20 protein-coding genes are annotated in these 23,656 nt (G+C 38.1%); 3 read left to right on the top strand and 17 right to left on the bottom strand.

The genetic code is table 11. The features are described 5' to 3' along the window. Positions 1 to 66: 66 nt before the first annotated feature. The 8 genes from GVK91_RS21485 to GVK91_RS21450 all read right to left on the bottom strand — a co-directional run bounded on the left by GVK91_RS21485 (position 67) and on the right by GVK91_RS21450 (position 8,455). The gene (locus GVK91_RS21485) at positions 67 to 1,596 is read right to left on the bottom strand and encodes a peptide MFS transporter (protein ID WP_115046804.1); all 1,530 of its coding nucleotides are present in this window, start codon (positions 1,594 to 1,596) and stop codon (positions 67 to 69) included. A 54-nt stretch (positions 1,597 to 1,650) separates the two neighbouring features. Then, a complete protein-coding gene (locus tag GVK91_RS21480) occupies positions 1,651 to 3,423 on the bottom strand; it encodes a peptide MFS transporter (RefSeq protein ID WP_159731271.1) in 1,773 nt (590 codons plus the stop codon). 136 nt (positions 3,424 to 3,559) lie between these two features. Next, positions 3,560 to 3,889: a helix-turn-helix domain-containing protein gene (locus GVK91_RS21475; protein ID WP_153844754.1), complete on the bottom strand. Its 330-nt coding sequence runs from the start codon at positions 3,887 to 3,889 to the stop codon at positions 3,560 to 3,562. A gap of 66 nt (positions 3,890 to 3,955) precedes the next feature. Next, the gene (locus tag GVK91_RS21470) at positions 3,956 to 5,326 is read right to left on the bottom strand and encodes a Mur ligase domain-containing protein (protein WP_159731269.1); all 1,371 of its coding nucleotides are present in this window, start codon (positions 5,324 to 5,326) and stop codon (positions 3,956 to 3,958) included. A gap of 7 nt (positions 5,327 to 5,333) precedes the next feature. Then, positions 5,334 to 6,173, bottom strand: coding sequence for a 50S ribosomal protein L11 methyltransferase (gene prmA, locus GVK91_RS21465; RefSeq protein ID WP_153844756.1), 840 nt, complete (start codon positions 6,171 to 6,173; stop codon positions 5,334 to 5,336). 9 nt (positions 6,174 to 6,182) lie between these two features. Next, entirely contained in the window at positions 6,183 to 6,950 is a 768-nt protein-coding gene (gene tpiA, locus GVK91_RS21460) for a triose-phosphate isomerase (protein WP_120333340.1), read from the bottom strand. 11 nt (positions 6,951 to 6,961) lie between these two features. Beyond that, positions 6,962 to 8,128 (bottom strand): putative sugar nucleotidyl transferase, encoded by a 1,167-nt coding sequence (locus GVK91_RS21455; RefSeq protein WP_159731267.1) that lies wholly within the window; start codon positions 8,126 to 8,128, stop codon positions 6,962 to 6,964. A 78-nt stretch (positions 8,129 to 8,206) separates the two neighbouring features. Beyond that, entirely contained in the window at positions 8,207 to 8,455 is a 249-nt protein-coding gene (locus GVK91_RS21450; protein WP_046671774.1) for a type B 50S ribosomal protein L31, read from the bottom strand. A 226-nt stretch (positions 8,456 to 8,681) separates the two neighbouring features. On the opposite strand from GVK91_RS21450, the gene GVK91_RS21445 reads away from it, so the two are divergent. Continuing rightward, positions 8,682 to 9,020: a DUF2853 family protein gene (locus tag GVK91_RS21445; protein WP_088162808.1), complete on the top strand. Its 339-nt coding sequence runs from the start codon at positions 8,682 to 8,684 to the stop codon at positions 9,018 to 9,020. A gap of 23 nt (positions 9,021 to 9,043) precedes the next feature. Here GVK91_RS21445 and GVK91_RS21440 read toward each other — a convergent pair whose 3' ends face one another. Together GVK91_RS21440 and GVK91_RS21435 are read right to left on the bottom strand one after the other, a co-directional pair. Continuing rightward, positions 9,044 to 9,688, bottom strand: a complete 645-nt coding sequence (locus GVK91_RS21440) for a carbohydrate-binding family 9-like protein (protein ID WP_159731265.1) — start codon at positions 9,686 to 9,688, stop codon at positions 9,044 to 9,046. Between the two features lie 80 nt (positions 9,689 to 9,768). Then, positions 9,769 to 10,875 carry a phosphotransferase enzyme family protein gene (locus GVK91_RS21435; protein WP_088162810.1) on the bottom strand — a complete coding sequence of 369 codons (1,107 nt, stop codon included), beginning with the start codon at positions 10,873 to 10,875 and terminating at the stop codon, positions 9,769 to 9,771. 230 nt (positions 10,876 to 11,105) lie between these two features. On the opposite strand from GVK91_RS21435, the gene GVK91_RS21430 reads away from it, so the two are divergent. Both GVK91_RS21430 and GVK91_RS21425 read left to right on the top strand, forming a co-directional pair. After that, entirely contained in the window at positions 11,106 to 12,452 is a 1,347-nt protein-coding gene (locus tag GVK91_RS21430; RefSeq protein ID WP_153844759.1) for a Gfo/Idh/MocA family protein, read from the top strand. A 145-nt stretch (positions 12,453 to 12,597) separates the two neighbouring features. Continuing rightward, complete coding sequence (locus tag GVK91_RS21425; protein ID WP_159731263.1) at positions 12,598 to 13,890, top strand: hemolysin family protein; 1,293 nt, start codon at positions 12,598 to 12,600, stop codon at positions 13,888 to 13,890. A gap of 91 nt (positions 13,891 to 13,981) precedes the next feature. Here the strand turns inward: GVK91_RS21425 and GVK91_RS21420 are convergent, their stop codons facing one another. The 7 genes from GVK91_RS21420 to GVK91_RS21390 all read right to left on the bottom strand — a co-directional run bounded on the left by GVK91_RS21420 (position 13,982) and on the right by GVK91_RS21390 (position 23,637). Further along, the gene (locus GVK91_RS21420; protein ID WP_153844761.1) at positions 13,982 to 15,571 is read right to left on the bottom strand and encodes a peptide MFS transporter; all 1,590 of its coding nucleotides are present in this window, start codon (positions 15,569 to 15,571) and stop codon (positions 13,982 to 13,984) included. 83 nt (positions 15,572 to 15,654) lie between these two features. Further along, on the bottom strand, positions 15,655 to 17,229 hold the full coding sequence (locus GVK91_RS21415; protein ID WP_159731253.1) for a peptide MFS transporter: 1,575 nt from the start codon (positions 17,227 to 17,229) through the stop codon (positions 15,655 to 15,657). A gap of 276 nt (positions 17,230 to 17,505) precedes the next feature. Further along, positions 17,506 to 18,396, bottom strand: coding sequence for a TIM barrel protein (locus GVK91_RS21410; protein ID WP_088162814.1), 891 nt, complete (start codon positions 18,394 to 18,396; stop codon positions 17,506 to 17,508). Between the two features lie 22 nt (positions 18,397 to 18,418). Then, positions 18,419 to 19,147, bottom strand: coding sequence for a (Fe-S)-binding protein (locus tag GVK91_RS21405; protein ID WP_153844763.1), 729 nt, complete (start codon positions 19,145 to 19,147; stop codon positions 18,419 to 18,421). A gap of 20 nt (positions 19,148 to 19,167) precedes the next feature. Then, a complete protein-coding gene (locus tag GVK91_RS21400) occupies positions 19,168 to 20,466 on the bottom strand; it encodes an MFS transporter (protein WP_153844764.1) in 1,299 nt (432 codons plus the stop codon). 10 nt (positions 20,467 to 20,476) lie between these two features. Beyond that, on the bottom strand, positions 20,477 to 21,796 hold the full coding sequence (locus tag GVK91_RS21395) for a D-alanyl-D-alanine carboxypeptidase (protein ID WP_228280121.1): 1,320 nt from the start codon (positions 21,794 to 21,796) through the stop codon (positions 20,477 to 20,479). A 125-nt stretch (positions 21,797 to 21,921) separates the two neighbouring features. After that, positions 21,922 to 23,637 carry a RagB/SusD family nutrient uptake outer membrane protein gene (locus GVK91_RS21390; protein ID WP_153844766.1) on the bottom strand — a complete coding sequence of 572 codons (1,716 nt, stop codon included), beginning with the start codon at positions 23,635 to 23,637 and terminating at the stop codon, positions 21,922 to 21,924. Positions 23,638 to 23,656: the final 19 nt, after the last annotated feature.

Genomic DNA, 23,656 nt, shown 5'->3' with positions numbered 1-23,656 from the left:
TTGATTTAATAATCAAGCTTTTTTTATGTTGAAAGAATAACTTTACTGTGTCAAAATTATTAACGCTTATTTCACGTTACCCATCAATTTACGCACAACGGGCGACAAGGCTATAAGCACCACACCAGCAATCAAAGAATATAAGCCTAATTGTTTATAACTCTCCGTATAAGTCACCAATTTATCCGCCAATGAACTTCCTTCCTTAGCTTCGGCCATACTAGCACCGATCAAACCTGCTACATATTGACCATAAGCACTCGCCAAGAACCACATTCCCATCATGATACCTTGTAATCTCGCCGGAGACAATTTCGTCATAATGGAAAGACCAATTGGTGATAGACAAAGCTCCCCAACGGTAATCACAAGCAGCGCAAGGGTAAAGACATCCAATGAGGTCATACCGTCGTGAGCGAATAAACGCGTAGCAAATAGAACATAATAACCTAATCCCAAGAAAACAAAACCAAGACCAAACTTAATAATGGTATTTGGCTCAAGTTTACGTTTGCCCAGCCAAATCCAAAAAAGGCCAAAAAGAGGTGCTAATGCAATAATAAATAATGCTCCACCTGAATTGTTAACACCATTTGGATCGAGCGTCATAACGCCCAATAAAGAATCATTCAAATGCTTAGCAGCAAAGATGCTTAAGGAACCGCCACTTTGCTCATATATTCCCCAAAAAATAATCGAGAAAAGAATAAACACCAGGGCTGCAATTAATTTCTTCCGCTCTTCAGCAGTCACTTTAGACATTTCATAGAAAAGATACAACAGCGTCAATGGGCCAATTGTGTACATAAAATAGTCTGTATACTGCGTTTTTGACACCATGATCTGAATAATAGGGATAAAAATCAACGTGGCAATATATACAGCATATTCTACCCATTTCGGTAATGCCTTCGTCTTTACTATGGCCTCAGGATCCCCTGGTTGAAGTCCTATTGGTCCTAAATGCCTTTTGGTAAAGTGAAAATTCACTAAACTAACCAACATTCCTACCGCCGCCAAACCAAAAGCGACATTCCAACGATGTCCCTCAGAAATAATTGACGTCAACATATATCCTTTACCGATCGCAACACAGATATATCCACCTAAGAATGCACCTAAATTTATTCCCGCATAAAACAACGAAAAACCACCATCACGACGAACATCACCTTTTTTATACAGCTCGCCTACCATCGTTGATATGTTGGGTTTAAAAAAACCGGTACCTATAATGATAAATGATAAACCAAAAAAGAAATACTTATGCGGATCTGCTGCAAGAAATAAGCTCCCTACGATCATCAATAAGCCACCCCAGAATAAAGACTTTCTAAAACCAAGAATTTTGTCTGCAAACAGCCCACCTATGAATGTAAACGCATAAACAAATGCCTGTGTCGCTCCATACTGTAAATTGGCATCCTTTTCAGCAAAGTTTAGTTGTGTGATCATAAAGAACACCAACATACCGCGCATACCATAGAAACAGAATCTTTCCCACATCTCGGAAAAAAACAAACTCCAGATTTGCTTTGGGTACTTTCCGTCAAAATTTTGAATCTCTTCTAGCGATTCCCTTGTACTAACCTCCATACTAATTTATATTAATCAAAAAAGCTTCTTTCGTAAAAGAAGCTTATATATTTGTTATTTAATTCCGTGCATCAATCGTTTAATCAATGGATTAAACAGCATTACCAACAGGCCTGCTAAGGCAGGAATTGCTGTAAATAAGAAGAAGAAGTAACTCAAGGAGTGTTCCTCTTGAATTGTTTCCACTTGTCCTCCCAATACCGCTGCAACCTTCTGTGCAATAGCAATCGCCAAATACCAGATTCCAAACATAAATGCAAGCATGCGAGCCGGTACCAATTTCGATACGTAAGAGAGGCCTACCGGTGAAATAAATAATTCACCCAATGTATGGAACAAATAGGTCAGCACCAAAAATACCATCGAGATTTTAGCACCCTGACTTATTCCTATTGATCCTAATCCAATAATGAAAAATCCTATCGCAACCAAGATCAGACCAAAGCCATATTTAAAGGCTGCTGATGGATTATACTTCGACTCCCAAATTTTGGATACCGAAGAGGCTAGTGCAATAATAAAAAATGAGTTTAAGATAGAGAACCAAGAAACTTTGATTTCTGATGCTTCTTTATTGAACTCATTGTACAACATCCAGATTACTGCTCCCCAAATCAACCCAAAACAGATAAACAATACGATATTTGAAATGGCAATTTTGTCCCAGGTTACTTTTGCCAATTTAATCAGAACCCAAGAGATAATCGAAAGCGGTACAATCGTCAATAAACCATTTACCACATTAAAGGTTGTCAATGCAGCACCAGTAAGTGATCTATCAATATTATCTCTAGCCACAAGAACTAATGAAGTTGCCCCCTGCTCAAAGCTCATAAAAAAGAAGACCAAGAAAAAAGCCAACAGCACAACTGCGAACATCCGATCCCTTACAACCTTATCATAACGCATAATCCGTGTAACAATAAGATATATGAAGAGAATTAACGCCACAATGACCATTATATACTGCCCTCTTAGAAACGGCGTATCCAAACGAGAAAATACATCAACAATACCATTCTTAGATAAAGGGTCATTAAAAGCGTATACAAAACCAATAATAGAAACTATCGCTATCAATACATAATCACGTATGGTAAATGGATTTCTTGCATCCGTATCCTCAGCGATAACTTTATGCTCCCCAGAGGTGGACTTATTTAAAACACCAAGATTTCCCATGAGTGGTTTTGCGAAAACAAACTGCAGTGTTCCCAAAAGCATAAAGATACCAGCCAAACCGAATCCCCAATGCCAGCCGTAAGTTTCGGCAATATATCCGCATAGCATCATACCAAAGAAAGCGCCGGCATTGACCCCCATATAGAATATGGTATAAGCTCCGTCCTTTTTTTCTGGCAGATCTTTATACATTTCACCTAAGATAGATGGCATGTTAGGCTTGAAGAAACCCGTTCCGATAACTAGACACACTAAACCAAGGAAAAACATAATCGAAGTATCAAAGGCCATGGCAGCATGGCCAAGCGTCATAATCGCCGAACCGATAATCACAGCTTTACGTGATCCAATATATTTATCCGCTATAATCCCTCCTATAATAGGAGTTAAATAGAGCATCATGGCATAGGTCCCATAAAGTGCTCCAGCTTGTTGTGCAGTCCAGGACCATCCCGAGAAAGGACTACCTTGAATAACTGCAGCAGTTAAAAACTGCATTAAGAGTACACGCATCCCGTAGAACGAAAAACGTTCCCACATTTCAGTAAAGAAAAGGACAAAGAGCCCTGAACGCTGTCCCAATACATTTGACTTAAAAAAATCAGTCGACGGGCTAGTCGCAATATCCCCGTTTAATCTCCCCATAAATAATCAACCTTTATTTTTTGATAAAATACTTACAAAGAAACAAAAACAAAATCACTTTTGACCAAAATAAAGTTGCATAAACAAAAAAAGGCAACCCTTTGGATTGCCTTTTCGGTAACAATTTTAATATGCCTTATCTTTTGTGCAATTGCTCATAAAGGTCAATAACCTTTTTCTGCAATTCAATTACTTCGCTATCGCGTAGTTGTAATTTTTGCGTCAAAGCATTCACCTCATTTACATACTCTTTGTCTTCTTCAGAATCAGAAGTAGATAAAAGTTGAACAACTGTCAAATTGAATAATTTTGAGATTTGATTCAGGCGAGACAAATTCACATCTGTAATCCCTGTTTCAATTTTAGAAAATGCTGGGATTGAGATATCCAATCGTTTTGCAACATCCTCTTGACTCCACCCCTTTTGGTGTCTAAGTAATCTGATTTTTTTTCCTAATGCATTCATCTGGTAGATATTTTAAACAAAAATAATAAATTATAATTTAATTTACATTAAATTATAATTTTTTCTCTAAAAATCTCTAAAAAACCGATCAGCCAGCACGGACAAATTAACCCCATTATAATTATTTAAACTCATAAGAAGTAAATTGTAGCCCTTTGATTTGACACCATCTAAAAATGAATAGAGTCCGTCTAAACTTACAACAACCTCTAAATCAGGATTATTAAAATTATCCTTAATATTATTTGGGACACTTTCGATATCTTTATTAAGTTCTTTACAAGAATTTATATTCACGTAGACCACAGATACATCCGACTCTTTCATCGAGTTTGCATATTGTAACAAAAAGGAAGAATCTAAACTATCATACGAGTTTAATTCGATAATTGTGACCAATTTCTGATTAGGAAATTGCTCTTTCACGGCGTGAATACTTGACTTCACTTTATCCGCATTACAGGCATAATCCTGATAAACCACAGATCCTTCCGAGCTTGCAACAAACTCCAAATAACGGATCGAAGTATTAAAACTTTTTATAGCCTCAAAGAACTCTTTCTTTTTGATCCCCAACCATTCGCAGATCGTATATGCCCCAGCAATATTGGATAAGTTGTGCTTACCAAACACTTGCAAAGGAATATCACCATCCGGTGTGCTGATATAAGTTACTCCCTTATTAATTGTATAATCAGGAATCTTATAGCCATGTCTATTGATCTTACAATCTTTCGTATCTTGAAGAACCTTCTGTAACACAACATCTTCCTTATTATAAATTAAGGTACCTTTATGTGGAATTGAGTCAATAAAATCTTCAAATTGTTTAATATATTCCTCTTGTGATATTTTCGAGTTAAACTCATTCCATACAATACCCGAAATTAAGGCTATATTCGGTTTATAATACAAAAACTTAGACTTCGGATCAATCTTGGATGAAACATATTCATCTCCTTCGATAATAATAATCTTATTATGCTTAGTAATATCAACCAACTTATCAAAGCCCCTTAATTGAGCTCCTACCAAATAGTCAAATTCTTTTCCTAGAAATCGCATAACGTGCATCACCATACTCGTTATGGTTGTCTTACCGTAACTTCCAGCGATAACCACCCGGATTTTATCCTGTGAAAGCTCTTGTATAAATTCTGGAAAAGAATAAATTTTAAGACCTAATTCTTGCGCCCGCTTTAATTCAGGATTATCCGCCTGGGCATGAGCACCCAAGATCACAGCATCAATATCCTCCGTCACTTTTTCCTCAAACCAGCCCAATTGATTAGGAAGCAATCCTGCTTCAATCAAATGAGAACGGGAAGGCTCCACGATCTGATCGTCAGAACCTGTCACTTGATGCCCTTGTTTTGCCAATGAAATAGCAAGGTTATGCATCACACTACCACCTATTGCTATAAAATGAATCCGCATAGCTAAATTATCGCTTCACAAACTTGGCTGCACACCAATTATTTAAAACTTTATTGGAGATAAACTCAAAACCTAATGACGTCGCCGCATCGCTTAAGATTGCTAAATCTTCCTGCTCATAGAAACCACTTAGGTACAGCTCACCCCCTGTACGAATGCTCAATGCATACTGAGGTAATTGTTCTAAAAGAATGTTACGATTAATATTTGCCAAAATCACATCAAAGACCCGATCTGTTAATACTTCGTAAGATCCGCAGAGCGCTTCAATATCCTCAACATGATTGAGTACCCTATTTTCGATCACACTTTCAACACATATTTCATCATAATCCACAGCCAACACAGAATTCGCTCCTTTTTTTGATGCCAAAATGGCCAAAATACCTGTACCGCAGCCCATGTCTAAAACCTGCTTGCCATTAAAATCATTCTCCAAAATATACTGAAGCATCATCGAAGTTGTTTGATGATGGCCAGTGCCAAAAGACATCTTCGGATCTATAATGATTTCATAGGGAAACTCCGGTTTTGCCTCATGAAAAGTTGCACGCACATAGCATTGCCCCCCCACCTCAATTGGGTTGAAATTACTTTCCCACAATTTGTTCCAATTCTGGTTTTCTATTTCCTGTATCTTATAATCGACCTCTAGGCCTTCATAAGGTTGAAGCATCAAAGTTTCTAATGCTTGCAAGTCAAGATTTGCAGCTGAAATATAAGCTGCAAATCCAGATTCGGTATCCTCAAAAGTATCAAAGCCAATATCAGCCAAATCAGATATCAACAAATCCTTTTGCCATTCTTCACCTGATCGCATTTGAAAGATAACCTCTACGTATTTCATTTCTAAAAATTAGCCGTTAAATACTTTAGCGATATCAATAAAATCTCTCGATTTTAAAGAAGCCCCTCCTATCAAACCACCATCGATGTCGGCTTGAGCAAACAAATCTTTTGCATTACCTGGATTACAAGACCCTCCATAAAGAATACTTGTATTATCAGCAATCTCTTGACCATATTGGTCAGCTAGCACCTCGCGGATAAATTTATGAACCTCCTGTGCTTGCTCAGGGCTAGCTGTCAAACCAGTACCAATTGCCCAAACTGGCTCATATGCTAATACCACAGATGCAAAAGCTTCTTTAGACAAGTGGAACAATCCATCTGTCAATTGTGTTTTGATCACATCAAAGAAAGCTCCAGATTCGCGTTCTTCTCTTGTTTCTCCAATACAGAATATTGGTGTTAAATCATGCTTTAATGCAATATCCACTTTAGATGCCAACAATGCATCAGTCTCACCAAAATAAGCACGTCTTTCAGAGTGCCCCAAAATAACATGTGAAGCACCTACTGATTTTACTTGTGAAGCCGAAATCTCACCTGTATAGGCTCCGGACTCAGCTTGGTGAATATTCTGTGCACCGATATTTACATTTGCAACATTTTTCGACAATTGTCCAAGACTTGACAAATGAATAAATGGGCTACAAACAACCAATTCTTGGTTTCCAATCACTTCATCTTTGGCCATATTGATAATTTCAGAAAACAAGCTCAATCCTGATTGATAGTCTAAATTCATTTTCCAATTACCAGCTACGATTTTTTTACGCATGATTTTACGATTTAATTATATTTTTTGTTAAGTTGATTCAATTTATCTTTAATCTGCTCCGAGAGCTCTTCCCCTTTTGATGCATACAGCGTCTCCAAATATGCCATAAACTTATCAAATTCATAAGTTTGCGCACCTCCGTCAAACACCCAAGCAAATGACGGTACAAATTTAGCATAAAAACTTGTATCTGCTAGCATGCTTGCAATTCCAATTACCGTCCCTGTATTTAAAGCCGAATTGATACCAAGACGCGTATAGTCTCCAATAAAGGTTCCGCATTTTAACAGACCTGTATCCCGAACACCATCCAATGCATAATCGTAAATTGAAACGGCCTTTAAGTTATTCTTTAAATTGGAATTAGAGGTACCAGCCCCTAAGTTACACCAATCCCCTATCACCGAGCAACCTAGATAACCATGATGCCCCTTGGCCGAAAAATCACCAATGACGGAATTCCCGATCTCTCCCCCAATGACACTCTGCTTCCCTATCGAAACATTGCCATAAATCGTAGCGCCCATTTTTACAACGGCTCCTTTACCAAGGTATAATGGACCACGCAAATGCGCTCCCTCCATAATTGTAACATCTTCATCGATATATATGGGACCTTGTAGGGTATTGAGGGTAGCACATTCCATGCTAACACTAGCGGCTACATAAAGGTCATTACCTAACAATTGATTTGTCACAGATATATCGAACGACTGAACACCTTGTACCAGAAGATTGAAATCACGTGTTATTTCAGTTCCTGTAAGCAAAAACAGATCTTCTACCCCCTTTAGTAGATCCACTGACGTATCAAACTCTTGTACACGATAAGAGCCCATATGGGTATAACAACAAGCTACAACGTATCCACCCCATACAAGGACCTCTCCTGCGCCCAAGCGCTGTATAGCCTGCAATAATACTACTGACGGGATAACGTTCTCAGACAGCCAAATAACCCCCTCCTCGTTCGAGTGAGCGGTAATATAGTGTACATCAAATTCTAAAGCTAATTTTTGCCATTTCTCCCGTAAAGTCAGTATACCAACCCGAAGGTCCAAACAAGATTTCACGAAAGTAAATGGATAAAGACTCTTTCTATCAAAAGTAGTTAATGGGGAGCTAAGCTTATCCAACAATTGGATCGAATCAAAGCAATCTGTAAAGAAGATTTTCACAAATTAAAAATAACAAAAAAAACTCGACAAATTATATTTATCGAGTTCTTAATATTGTAATATACAGATCTGCTACAATTATTTTTTGTTGTAACGATTACGGAATTTGTCGATACGACCAGCAGTATCAACCAATTTCATTTTACCTGTATAGAAAGGGTGTGATGTATGAGAGATCTCTAGTTTTACAACTGGATACTCATTACCATCTTCCCATGTGATAGTTTCTTTAGTATCAACACAAGATTTTGTAATAAAAGCATAGTCATTTGACATATCTTTAAATACAACTAATCTGTAATTTGAAGGATGCAAATCTTTTTTCATTATTATTATGATTACGTATATTCAATTATTGAGGTGCAAAGATAACTTATAAAAATGTAACTTACAACAATTACGAAGAATAATTAGTTGAAATTTTCCACATTTTAGTTAACAGCACTTATCAAGGGTACAAATGTAACAATCTTTATCCTAACCCAAAGAATAATTTTGTTTATCGACTTTTTTACCTAACTTAACTCACTACAATTAAATCACTTACATAATTATGAGCAAATTAGATGAAAAAATTGCTGCATATGTTGCAGAATCAAAAAAGCTAGGCTTATCATTAGATGAAGCATTTATTGCAAAAGTAACAAAAGGAATAGGACCTTCCATTTACAATGCAGACTCCGAAACCGTCGCTGCATCAGATCCCGAAGAACTGAACCGTGTCAAACAAAATTTTTTGATCAAAAAATTAGGCCTAAAAGATGGGCCGGATTTAGACAAGGCACTAGAGGAAGTGATTACCGCTATTGGCAAATCCAATAAAAATAAATACCGTGTATTAGTATATGCTTTATTGGCAAAGAAATTCAAAAAAGAATCTGTTTACCAATAAGCATCAACTTTTTTACTCAACTCCTAACCAAAGACCATTTCTCCAAAAAACTCGGGGAGATGGAAGTTAGGAGTTGGGTTTTCTATTTTATTCCAAGATATAAAATGTGGTTGTTTGAGATGATCACCACATTTATAAAAATTTCCATGTATCAGTTTACCTTTCAGGTCTACAACATCGTCAAACTGAAATACAGCAAGTGGAATTACCTCAATCATACTCCATCGCTTATCGGAACCATTGCGCTCAATTAAAGAGTAAGTACGCACCTGTTCTATCGTTGTAATATCCAACCGATTTCGACTAGCCTTTTCAGCCGGGCCATAACCGATCAAGCCCGTTCCAATTAGATTAAATTCCAGGTTATAATAATGTTTACGTCCATCAAATGAAATAAAGAACTCCACACAACTATCTTCCCATACATTTTGATTTGTTTCGGAATAATTACCCCGAAGTTGTTCTTCGACGACATCGTACTGCAACACTAGATACTCCCGGGTGTAGCCAATCTTAAATTGTACCTCAGGTTTATACGGGAAAGATTCGCTCCAATTATTAAACTCCAAAGAATGCGATTCAAGATTGCTCAAGAGCTTCGACAAAGTATGATAATCTAGTGTATTGGTCAGCTCCGCTGCGATAGGCAAAATGGTTAGTTTTTTCATTCGAATATTTTTTTTTACAGAAAAAAGAAGCTTCATCTACGCGATGGAAGCTTCTCAATATGATTAAAGGTATAAAATTGTTAAATGCAATCAAAAACTACCTTTCGCATAAATGCTTCATTCTTTTCCATCTCTTCAACCAATTTCAGTTGCGTATTTGTACGCACCAGATTATGGTCCTCATATTTAGTCTTGTAGTAATGATCTCCTTCCAAATAGTCCGTTAAGAAACGTACTCCTTGCATATATGGCAATAAGAAGGCTCCATCTACTAATGTTTCTTTCTCCAAAGTTGTCAAGAAGTCATTAGCTTCCTCCAAATAACCTTCGGCATATGCCTTATATAAAGCAAGATTTAGCAGAATTTTCGAAACATCCTTCTCATCCTCGGCAACGGGGTTAATAATCGTCCGAATAGCATCCCCAAAGTCATATGCCACATAGCCCGGCATGACAGTATCTAAATCGATGACACATTGCATCTTATCGTGGCGATCTAAGAGCACATTATTAAACTTTGTATCATTATGTGTAATACGCAGCGGAAGCTCCCCCTTACTACCAAGTTCAAGAATGGTTTTCATTCGATCTTCACGACTAAAGATAAAATCCAATTTGTCTTTCACCGACGCTACGCGTTGACAGACATCTTTAGCGATCGCTTTTCGAAGATTTTCGAGTCTAAACTCTATATTATGAAAGTTAGGAAGTACCTCAACGATCGATGAAGCATCTAAATCCGAGAGCTGCTTTTGAAACAAACCAAAAGCACGACCACCCTCAGCGGCTTGTACCTCAGTCTCTACAATATCATAGCTTTTGGTATCCTCTATGAGGATAAACATGCGCCAATAATTATCCTGACTATCTTTTATATATAATTTCCCATCTTTTGTAGGAACAATTGTCAATACATGATCGCTGATTCTTTTTCCTTCAGCGACTTTAACTTTCTTACTAAGATGCTTGGTGACAATCTCAATATTATGCATTAATCCATCCACGTTCGGAAAAACATGGTGGTTAATACGTTGTAATAAATGCGATATACCGCTATCTACAGTAGTAACTACACGATAAGTATCATTGATATGACCAGAACCAAACGGTTGCACTGAAATGATATCTCCTTCTAATGTGAATTGTTTTGCTGCGCTCTCTACTACTAATTGGTTAAAATCAGACATTAAACTATGTTTTTTAAATCATCAATGTGCTTGCAATATCACAAATTGAATTAATAAATGATAATTTTTATTTCAATCAAACGTTTGCATGAAATTTAATAAAATTAAGCAAACGTTTGCACTTTCATTTATCCCAAATGAAATAATATATTTGTTAATAGTAGCCAGTCTTAAGGACTGTTTTCAAACAAGTAAATAACTAATATACAAACTCCTTATATCTCAAAACAATGGATAGAAGAAATTTCATAAAATCGACTGCCATCACTACAGCTGGAATCGGTGTCCTTTCAAGTACAGAATTATTTGCTCAATCAAATGGGAAAATAAAAATCGGTTTTATTGGCGTAGGCCTTAGAGGACGTAATCACGTTCAAATTGCCCTAAACAGAGATGATCTAGAAATTGTGGCTGTCTGTGACACCCAGGAAGAATCTCTAGCACAATGCCGTAAACAATTCAATGCAAAAGGCACCAAACTTCCAAAAGAGTATACTGGTGGAGTTGATGCTTACAAAAAGATGTTAAGCAATGAAAAATTAGATGCTGTCATTATTGCAACGCCTTGGCAATTCCACAAAAACCAAGCTATCGATGCAATGAAAGCTGGTCTATACGTGGGTTGCGAGGTTATTGCAGGTTTAACGCTACAAGATCACTGGGATATTGTGAAAGTATCCGAAGAAACTGGAAAGCCTTACATGACCCTAGAAAATGTTGCATTCCGTCGTGATGTACTTGCTGTATTGAACATGCACAGACAAGGTCTATTTGGTGAATTGTTGCACCTGGAAGGCGGTTATCAACACGATTTACGCGAGGTATTATTCAATGACGGAAAAGCCTATTATGGCCATGGCGTTGAATATGGTCCGAAAGCGATTTCTGAGGCACAGTGGCGTACACAGTTCAATATCGACCAAGATGGTGATCTATACCCTACACACGGTTTAGGTCCAATTATGCAATTTGCAGATATCAACAAGGGCAACAGATTCACCCATATCACTTCGTACTCAAGTAAAGCCCGCGGATTGGCAGCCTATGTCAATAAAGTTTCCCCGGGACATCCTAACGGTAAGATCAATTACAAAAATGGTGATATCACTCAAACGATGTTACAATGTGCGAATGGAGAAACCATGTTATTAACGCATGATACACACTTACCAAGACCTTACTCTATCGGTTTCCGCGTACAGGGAACAGACGGTATTTGGATGGATGTTGCCAAAGGTATTCACATCGAGGGTAAATCCAAACCACACACTTGGGATTCTGCGGACGAATGGGTAAAGAAATACGATCACCCAATCTGGCAAAAATATGAAGAGGTAGCAAACGGTTCTGGTCATGGCGGCATGGACTGGTTTGTATTCAATGCGTTTATTCAGGCTGTAAAACAAAAGGTACAGACTCCAATTGACGTGTATGATTCGGTAACCATGAGTGCCGTATTCCCATTATCTACCGAGTCTATTGCAAAAGGAAATAAAACGTTGGAATTCCCTGATTTCACAAAAGGAAAATGGAAAACCAAGAAAAACACCTTTATGTTAGATGACAGTGGAATGTAATTGAAAAAACACGCCTATTATCATAAAAGCCGTATTGAAAGATATACGGCTTTTTTTATGAATACTTGACATAATCATAATAATCCTACTATTTGGCTGGTCTTTTCCGTAAATTAGCCCTAGCAAATAACTTTTTCAACTCATTATGCTTACCGAAGCAATTATTATTTTAGCCCTGATTATTCTAAACGGAATACTATCGGCATCAGAAATATCCATCGTATCCAGCAGAAAGGCAAGGCTACAGGCTGAAAGCGATAAAAACAATGCCGCTGCCAAAATAGCGCTAAACCTAAAAGAATCGCCCAACAGCTTTCTATCCACTGTACAAATAGGTATTACCCTTATTGGAATCCTAACAGGATTCTTTTCTGGCGGCAATATTTCATCTTACCTCGTAGAGATCTTTAATAAATCCAGTATCATAGCCCCCTATAGCGAACAGCTCGCCGTCATCATTGTCGTCTTTATCATCACCTACTTTTCGTTGGTGCTTGGTGAACTGGTCCCCAAACGTATCGGTATGGCTATTCCGGAGAAGTACGCCATGCTGATCGCTTACCCGATGAACCTGCTCAGCAAAATCGTTCGGCCATTTGTATGGCTACTAAGTATGTCGACAGAGTTTATTGTCAAAATACTCAATATCAAGAGTAGCGGCAATAGTGTCACAGAAGAAGAAATTAAGGCGTTAGTAGACGAAGGTGTCGACAGTGGCGTCATCGAAGGTATTGAGCACGATATCGTCGACCGTTTGTTGAGTTTAGGTGACAAAAAAGCGGTCAACCTAATGACTCACCGCAAAAGCATTGTATTCTTGGATCTGGAAGATTCCTTTGAAGAAAACAGAAAGATCATTCTGGACAACGATCATTCCATCTACCCAGTCTGTGAAGGTGGCCTCGACAATATTAAAGGTGTTGTTCATGTAAAATCATTACTTCGTCAATGCCTCCAGAACGAAGCATTTGATCTAAGAACACTTATGTTACCGATCAAGTTTGTTAATGAATTCAGTTCATCTTATAGCATTATGAACACCTTACGTACCTCCAGTATACATCAGGCGGTTGTCATTGATGAGTATGGCTCACCACAGGGAATTATTACGTTACGGGATATCGTTGGCGATTTGGTCGGCAACATCACAGAAAGCGACCTAAGTGCACGTCCGACAATACGTCAATTGGAAAACGGTGATTATGTTGTCGACGGACAATATCAGATCGAGGATCTTTTGGATGAATTTGAAATCGGTCTTTCTGAAGAAGACGAAGATGAGATCAACAATGTAACCACCGTAGGAGGCCTGGTATTCCTAAGATTAGATCATGTACCCGAAGAAGGCGAACGTGTCCGATTTAAAAATCTAATTTTCGAAGTGCTTGATATGGATGGACACCGCATCGATAAACTACTTTTAAAAGTGGAAGAATAAACATAAATAAGCATCAATAGTAAAAAAGAGATAAAAAAAGGGCCAATCAGTGTATTGATTAGCCCTTTTTTTGTGATGCTATCGATCCTGATTAGTTGATCCCATGCATCATTTTTTTCAATATTGGATTCAAGACAATTAATAGCAATGCCGTAACCCCAGGAACTATTGCAAATATCATAAAGAAATAGGACATCGAATGCTCTTCTGTAATGCGATCAATGTATGAGCCTAAAAATCCACCTATAAAATTGGCAATTGCCGAAGCACAGAACCAGCAACCGAAAAGAAGCCCTAAAAATTTCTTTGGGGAAAGCTTACTAACATAAGACAAGCCAACAGGTGAAAGACAAAGCTCCCCTGCTGAATGAAAGAAATAGGCGATCACCAACCAAATCATACTCACAGACGCTGTCTTTGCTCCTTGAGGAATCTCGCTCGCCCCATAAGCTAATGCTGCAAATCCAATTCCCACCAATATTAAACCTAGCGCAAACTTAACTGGTCCCGAAGGATTCCAGACCTTCTCCCAAAATTTGCTAAATGACGATGCCAGTGAAATAATAAAAAATGCATTCAATATTTGAAACCATGAGGCCCCAACTTCCGATCCGGTTATTCCAATTTCTCGAAATACTTTCCATAAGCCCAAGCACCAAATGATACCAAATGAGACAGCGGTAAATAAAATAGTCAATGGATACTGTTTATATATTTTTCTAGCCAATGCTGTTAAAACGATCGTCACAATAACGATAGGCACAATAGTCAAAATAGTATCAATCCATTTAAATGTCACTGCTGAACTTCCAGACAGGACTCTTTGTGTATAATCCTTTGCAAAGATAGACATGGATCCGCCCGCCTGTTCAAAAGACAAAAAGAAAACCACACTAGCCAACATAAATATGGTGACAACGATTAACCTATCACGGACAACATGTGCAGGAATGACCTCTTCCTCCTCTTCGTGATTTTTGATCTTTTTTTCATGGTAAGCCTGAAGTGCTTTCGGTGAATCTCCGATAATTCCAAATATCTTTTGTCCAAAATAGAATTGCAACATACCAAAGAACATAAATACTCCAGCAAGCCCGAAACCATAATGCCAACCAATTTTTTCGCCGATATAACCGCATAGAAGCATTCCCAAAAATGACCCGGCATTGATGCCCATATAGAATATGGTATACCCTGCATCTTTTTTAGGACTTTGATCTGGATAAAGATTTCCCACCATAGAAGAAATATTAGGTTTAAACATCCCGTTACCCAAAATCATTAACACAAGACCGAGATAAAAGAAATTGGAATTCACACCCTCAAATGCCATAGACAGGTGCCCCAATGTCATTACCAAAGCGCCTATCAAAATCGCCTTCTTAAAACCGGTTAGCTTATCCGCAATCATTCCACCGATCAATGGTGTTAAATAGACAAAACCAGTATACAAACCGTAAAGTTTCATGGCACGTTCGTTACTCCATTCCCATCCTCCATCAGCAAGGGAACTTATTAAAAATAAGGTCAACAATGCCCGCATACCGTAGTAACTAAACCGCTCCCACATCTCTGTAAAGAATAGCACAAATAATCCGGCAGGATGCCCATTTACCATCTTGTCATCGATCCCCTGCTTAGCAAGATGTGCTACAAGAACTTGATCTTTTTCTTGATTCATATAATTTCAATAATTATTTTATAACTCAGGTTTTGTTTTTATTTTGATAAAAATCGCTTGAAGATACACTATTTTTCTATGAATTAATCAATTCCATGCATCATCTTTTTTATTTTTTTGTTGGCCAGAATAAGAAATACAGCAGCCACCATAGGAATTACTGTAAATACAGCAAAGAAATATGACATGGAATGAGATTCTGTAATCTTATCAATATATGACCCAATAACCCCCCCTATAAAATTAGCTATGGCATTGGCACAAAACCAAAAACCAAACAATAACCCCAGGAATTTTTTTGGCGATAGTTTACTGACATAAGAAAGTCCGACCGGACCAATACATAATTCGCCCACTGTATGAAAAAAGTACGCCAACACCAGCCAGATCATACTAACAGAGGCCGTCTTTGCACCGGTAGGAATCTCAGAGCTTCCAATAGATAAAGCTGCAAAACCGACTCCAACCAATGTCAGTCCCATTGCAAACTTAATTGGACCAGAAGGATTCCACACTTTCTCCCATATCTTACTAAATGATGTGGCCAGGGTAATGATAAAGAAAGAATTTAACATCGGAAACCAGGATACAGTAACTTCTGAATTCATACCATAATATTCCCGATAAACTTTCCAAAGGCACAAAGACCAAATGATCACAAAAGAAATACTCGAAAAAAGTATGATCATAGGGTATTTACGTACGATTTTCTTCGCTAAAACAAACAGTACGCCAGTAATTACCACAATCGGCAAAACCGTCAATGCAGCATCCAACCATTTAAATAAAACCGCCACTTCACCACTCAATACCCGTTGTGTATAATTTTTCGCAAAGATCGTCATCGAGCCACCTGCTTGCTCAAAAGCTAAATGGAAAACAATACTTGACAACATAAAAATGGCTATTACCAGCAAACGATCACGAACAATATGCTTTGGATTTTCTTCTTCTCCGGCTGCAATATCGGTTAACTCTTCTTGTTTCTGGGGTGTATTTCCAATTTTTCCGAAGATGGGCTGCGCAAAATAGAACTGCAACATTCCCAAAAACATAAATACTCCGGCAAGCCCAAATCCATAATGCCAGCCGATCTTCTCACCAATATAACCGCATAGCATCATACCTAAAAACGCTCCCCCGTTGATGCCCATATAAAAGATGGTATAACCCGCATCCTTTTTACCTCCTTTATCCGGATATAATTTCCCTACCATCGAAGAAATATTGGGTTTGAACAAACCATTTCCCAAAACAATCAGCACCAAACCCGCCAAAAAGAAGCTTTTATTAAATCCCTCTAAAGCCATAGCGATATGTCCCAGCGTCATAATTATAGCTCCGACCATAATGGATTTTTTATATCCTGTTAGGCGATCGGCTATAATCCCGCCGAACAGTGGCGTTAAAAACACCATCCCGGTGTACAAACCATAAAGCTTCATGGCCTCGGAGTTGGTCCAACCCCATCCTTGTTGGGCAATGGTAGAAACCAGAAAATTTACCAACAGTGCCCGCATACCATAATAGCTAAAACGCTCCCACATCTCTGTGAAGAATAATACAAACAAGCCGGCAGGATGCCCTTGTACCAATACATGTTCCGCCCCTACTTTTTGCAAATGGGTTTCAAGAACAGCATTTTTTTCAAAATTCATGTTTTTTTTAGTCGTTATTTTTCAAAATAAGGTAGTGCGATTTCCATTTATAAAATATACCATCGGTAAACGGAAAAATCCGATGATCCTCTACACAAAGAAAGAGGTTGTTCACTCGTCTTCATATACTCAAGCAAGATAGTGAAGATTTTAATAGGTTTCTAACGAATGGACTGCAGTTTTTTTCGTTGTTGCATCCGAGCAACACTTCAATTAAAACCTATTTAACGAGCCGAGTTCCTTCCATTTCCTGAAAAGAACTCGACTAGTTAAATATTAGATCAAAGGGCGCAAACGTTCCAGTAATTTTTTAGTAGCAAAAATACCCTCTTCTTCGCTCAACTTACTTCCCTCATATTCAATCCCCACATAACCTTTGAATTTTGCTTTTTTAACAATCTTCAACATACGCTCATAGTCAATTTGCGTTTCATTTCCATTGGCATCAAAATCATGTGTTTTGGCACTCACACCATGTGCATAAGGCATTAGATCCGTTACACCTTGATAACGATCATACTCATAGAAATTACCAAGATCAGGTAAACTTCCACAATACTTACTACCCACTGCTTTTAATGTATTAGCCAACCAGTCACCATGTGAAGAGATACCACCATGGTTTTCTACAATAATGCTAATCCCCGCTTTTTTACCAATATCAGATAGCGCTGTTAAACTTTCAACAACACGTTTACTCACTTCCTCAGGAGTCCCTTTTCCAGCCGCATTGACACGGATTGCATGACAACCTAAGAAATTAGCTGCAGAAATCCACTTATAATGGTTTTGCACGGCTTGTTTTCTCTTTGTTTCATCTTCATCACCGAGATTTCCCTCACCATCAATCATAATGAGTACATTACGTACACCATTATCTTTTGCACGCATATTTAGCTCAGTAAGGTAATTATTATCATTAGCCTTATCCTTAAAAAACTGATTTACATATTCCACCCCATAGATACCGTATTTTTTGGCAGCCAATACCGGAAAATCCAAATTGTTCAAATCTCCCTTGAACAAGGATTTATGCAATGACCATTCAGCCAAGGAAATGTCAAACCAATCTTTCTTTGCTGCCGCAAAACTCTCCAAAGAGGGAGCTAATGCTATACCAGCAGACGCTAGTGCAAGGTTTTTAAGAAAATCTCTTCTTGAATTCATGTGTTTAGATTTAATGTGTTATTTAAATATTTCCCCAGCCAGTAGTCAACACATCAACGAGGTGCATCGTCTGAATGGGTAATTTATGTTTATCGATATAAGATTGAAGCTGTAGCAAACAAGATGAATCAGTGGAAATAATATAATCCGCATTCAGATCAAGTGCATTGCGCACTTTTTGCTCAGCCATTGCTGCGGATATTCCTTCGAATTTAACGGCAAAACTACCCCCAAACCCACAACATGTCTCGCTATCTTTCACCTCCACCATCTCCAAACCTAAGACCTTACTCAATAATTTCCGTGGTTCCTCTTTAATCTTGCACTCTCGCAAAGCCGAACAAGAATCGTGGTACACCGCAACACCCTCAAGCTCAGCTCCAAAATACTCTTTTTTTAGCACGTTTACTAAAAAATCAGAGATTTCCATAACCTGTTGCTGTATTTTATGACACTGATGGGAATCGGCCGAATTTGCGAATAAATCATTATAAGCATGTCGTACCATACCAGTACAAGACGCCGAAGGAGAAATAATCACATGATCTCCTGAGAAATCACCTAAAAACTTCCGTCCGACCTGTTTTGCATCATCCCAAAATCCAGCATTATAGGCAGGCTGGCCACAGCATGTCTGCTCAGGATTATAGACAACCTCGCAACCGACCTTTTCTAATAAACGAGCCGTATTAAATGCGGTCTCAGGGTAAAGCTGATCTATAAAACAAGGAACAAAAAGTTCTACTTTCATATGCAATTCAATCAATAAAATTAAGATTTATTGGATACTAATATCCGGATCAAAAGTAACAATCCAATTACAAAAAATAAAGAAAGAACCAATGCCGAATATCGTATATTATGTGTAACCTGTTCTATAAACCCGAATGAGAATAATCCTATAACTATAGCAACTTTTTCTGTGACGTCATAAAAAGAGAAGAAAGCAGTCGTATCTTTGATATCCGTCGGAATTAATTTAGAATAGGTTGAACGCGATAAGGACTGAATCCCGCCCATAACTAAACCGACCAATGCAGCAATAATATAAAACTGAAGTGGAGTAGATAAATAAAAGGCCGAAATACATATGCCTATCCAGATCATCACCACAACGATCAACACCTTAATATTCCCAAAAAGCGTAGATAAATAAGACATTAAAAATGCACCTAAGATAGCTACGAGCTGAATGAGAAGAATTGTAGCAATCAACCTTTCTGCGCCTAAATGCAAAATTTTCTCCCCAAAAGAGGAGGCTACAATCATCAAAGTCTGAACACCAATTGCATAGAAGAAAAAAGCCGGCAAAAACTGCTTTATTTCAGGAATACCTTTGATTTTTTGGATAACATGGCCGAATTCATCCCGTACATTCTGAACAAAACTCTTACCTGTGTTATTCTCGGTTGCATCGATTTTAGGCAGGTATTTGAAAGGAATCATTGAAAACCCAAGCCACCACAATCCGACCATTAGAAACGATATACGGGCCGGTAGTGAAGCATCTGTAATACCAAACCATTCAGGCTTAAGCACCACTATAAAACAAAGAATCTGTAAAGTGACACAGCCAATATAACCATAAGCAAAACCTTGCGCACTCACCTTATCTTGTTGATCGACTGTCGCCAAAAGCGGCAAATAGGAATTATTAAACAAAACACCGCCAATATACCCCATCGCTGCAAGCACAAAACAGATGATACCAATTTCCAAAGTTTCAAGCTTGAAGAAAAATAAGCACATACATGCAACTGCTCCAACATAAGTGAAGAATTTCATAATCTCTTTCTTTTTTCCTTTTGCATCAGCGTACGAAGAAATAAAGGGCAAAGAAAAAGACATCAACAGATAGGCAAAGGCCAAAGAAAAATTAGAAAGTGCGGTATTGACGACTTCAATCCCAAAGAAACGAACAACATCACCATGCTCTTTTGTGGTAGTAATTGCGGTATAGTAAACAGGGAATATCGTGGAAGTAATAACAAGGTTGTAAGCAGAATTGGCCCAATCGAACATGGCCCAAGAACGAATCAATTTTTTATTGTTTTTTACAATTGCTTCCATTTAAATTGGCTTAATAAGTTTGACGAATATAAGTAATTATTTTAGCCATTTCTTTACGAATTGCACTTGCTCGATCATCTATATAATTATTGTTCATAAAAGAAAATGCCAAGCGCCTTCCTGTCCGTGTGATCAAATAACCACTTTGATTATAGACAGATGTAATCGTTCCCGTTTTAGCAAAAACAAACGGTTCTCCGAGATCTTTGCTATAGGTACGTTTTAGGGTACCATCTACACCTCCAGCCGGAAAAAGACGAAAACGTTCCTTCTCATCCGGCAACTTATTTTTCAAGACGACCAATAGATCGACATTATTCTGGGGAGTCACTTTGTTATAGGATGATAGTCCCGATCCATCAAAAATAGCAACCTCAGCTGAAAAGTATTTATAAACGTTATTCTTCATCCAGTCCCGCACCAAGTAAGTATCAAATTGACCGAATTGTTTCCACGAACACATCATTAAAAACTGTTCAGCAATAAAATTATCACTTGGCAACATCATTTCACGGATTAAATTTTTGGTACTGCCTGAATAGAGTATCTTGGTATTGCTTGGTTTTTGGTAAGACAATAAGGTCACGGATTTACCTAGACTATCCGACAATAATTTAATAAATAAGCTATCAGAATAGATAAATGGAACCTCATTGACATAACCGCTCGGAACGGGACGTTTGGACATCCAAAAAGAATTTTCACGAAATGAGCGGGAAAGTTCAAAATCACCTACCTTAGGTTCCGGCAAAAAATCCAGTGAATTTTGAAAACTCGCTGGAGAGGTCGATAAATAATTATAACCTTTTTGACGAAAAGTGACCACATTGCCATAAATAGGAAATGTACTGATTTCAGGCTGATAGTAAGCTTCAAAATCTTCCATAGCCCAACCATGTGCAAAGAACTTATTTTTCATTTTCCCTGGTACAACAAAAATGCGTTTATTCGTATTTTTCAAAAAGTTATACACTACCCTGGTATCTAACCGATTATGCAGAAACGTCGGATCACCTGTCCCCCAGATAAGCAGCGAGTCTCCGCGTTCCACATACTCCAAACCAGGTATTGAATCGCCCAACAGTGCTAGAGCAGCATAGGTGGTATACATTTTTGTATTGGAAGCCGGTGTAAAATGCTTATTGCCGTTTATGTCCATCACATATTTATTGGCATTTAGGTCATACAAAGAAAAACCAACAAAATGATCATTTAATATTTTAGATTCTTGAAATAGCTGATAAACATCCTCAAAGCTCTGAGCCTTCGCTACAAAAGTAGCCGCTGGCACAAACCAAAGCAGCAACAATGCACTTAAAATTTTTTTCATCAGTTCAAACATACAAAAAACTGCAAGAACTCCCTTTCGTCTATTGCCAAAATTCAGATACAAATCCTATAAAAAGGAAAGGGAGAGACATTGTCTCTCCCTTTCCTTTTTAAAACTATCAAAAATTAATATCCTGTATTTTGTGTCAGAGCTCCACCACTTCTGTCAATCTGCGATTGTGGAATTGGGAAGTAATCATTTTGTGGTTTATAGCTTAAGCCTTTATAGCGGGCCATAAAACCACCTTCAAACGTTGCGTAGCTTTCCAATACAGTTTTCGCCTCACCCCAACGCACGAGGTCATAGAAACGATGTCCTTCCATCGCTAATTCTAAACGACGTTCAAAACGAACAGCTTTGCGCGCATAATTTTGGTCTGGGAAAGAAGTATAGGGTTTAACAACATATACTGCCGCTGCTACATTATCGCCAGTCGTTTTAGGAGGTAATTTTGCGGCACGCTCACGAACTGCGTTTACCAGATTCATTGCTGCACCTAAATCTCCTAATTCAACCTGACATTCAGCTGCCATTAAAACGACATCAGCTAAACGAATAATATTAACATCCAAGTCAGTAATATATGCCGCTCCTGAGGCAGTATGTGTTGCATGCAAACTCTTCGGAATCATTGTTTTTATACCAACAAATGGTCCACCCGAGCTCACCTCACGAATCCATGCATCACCTGGCATGACACCATAATCATAGAAATTTACACCTCTACGGCCAACCGTATAATCTAAACGTGGGTCAAAACGAAGTGTAATATCAAGTTTATATGTTTTTTTTGCGTCATCAGACAAACCGAAATCTGATTTATATGGATTATTTCGATAAGAACCATCCAACAATGGTAATCCACTTGCATCGACTTTATACGCATTAACCAAATCAATGGTCGGCTGATAGAAACCACAACAACCTACAGGATTACTTCCATTTAATCCAGACAACATATCACCAACATTGGCATTATCACCAGATCCATCTGGATTAATCACATGTTTAGATACCAGTAATGCCTCCGGGCCGTCTTTTGTAAGTACATCAAAGTTATTTTGGTACGGCATCGTACGTAGATCCTTTGCACCAATAACTTCCTTAAACAAAACTAGCGCATCCGCATATTTTTTCTGGTAGAGGTAAACTTTACCCAAATAAGCTTTCGCGATATTTTGATCCATACGTCCGGCTTGGCTATTGATTTTTGCCGCTGGCAAATTAGCTATTCCTGCTTTTAAATCGTCAATAATCTTCGGAAGTATATCATCCTTATTCGGTTTCGTTTTAGCCTCATCATCTGTTGTATTCTCATCAACATACGCTAGATTTTTAAAAACACGCCATAAATAAAAATAATAGTGCGCTCGCAACACTCGGGCTTCACCTTCTATTTCCTTCGCACGTGCAGCCGTTACCGTTTTTCCACCTGCTTGGTCAGCCTTCAGAATACGTAACGTATTATTTGCCCTTAATACGCCCTCATAATAGACTTCCCACATTTGACTCAGGTTGTCATTCGAACTATTTGGCGTATGAAATTCGATCATATTCATGTTCGGTTGATCGGTTGCCTCAGATCCTTTATGTGCATTATCTCCAGCAACTTCACCAAACAACCATTGGCTAGGCGCCGAAGAGTAATTCCCCCAGGTACCGTTGACATTGCCGTTTAATATACCATACGCCCCAATAAGAGAGGCCTCTATACCTTTTGAATTTACAATCTGAGACTCAGGCAATTCAGCTTGCGGATCACGCTCCAAAAAAGATTTTCCACAAGAGGCTAATAAAGTCAATGATATACCTAAAACTGTAATTATATTTCTTTTTTTCATTTCAATCAAATTTTAACTT

Source organism: Sphingobacterium sp. 18053, assembly GCF_902706145.1.
Taxonomy (GTDB): Bacteria; Bacteroidota; Bacteroidia; order Sphingobacteriales; family Sphingobacteriaceae; genus Sphingobacterium; species Sphingobacterium paramultivorum.
This window is presented reverse-complemented; position numbering and strand designations above follow the sequence as displayed.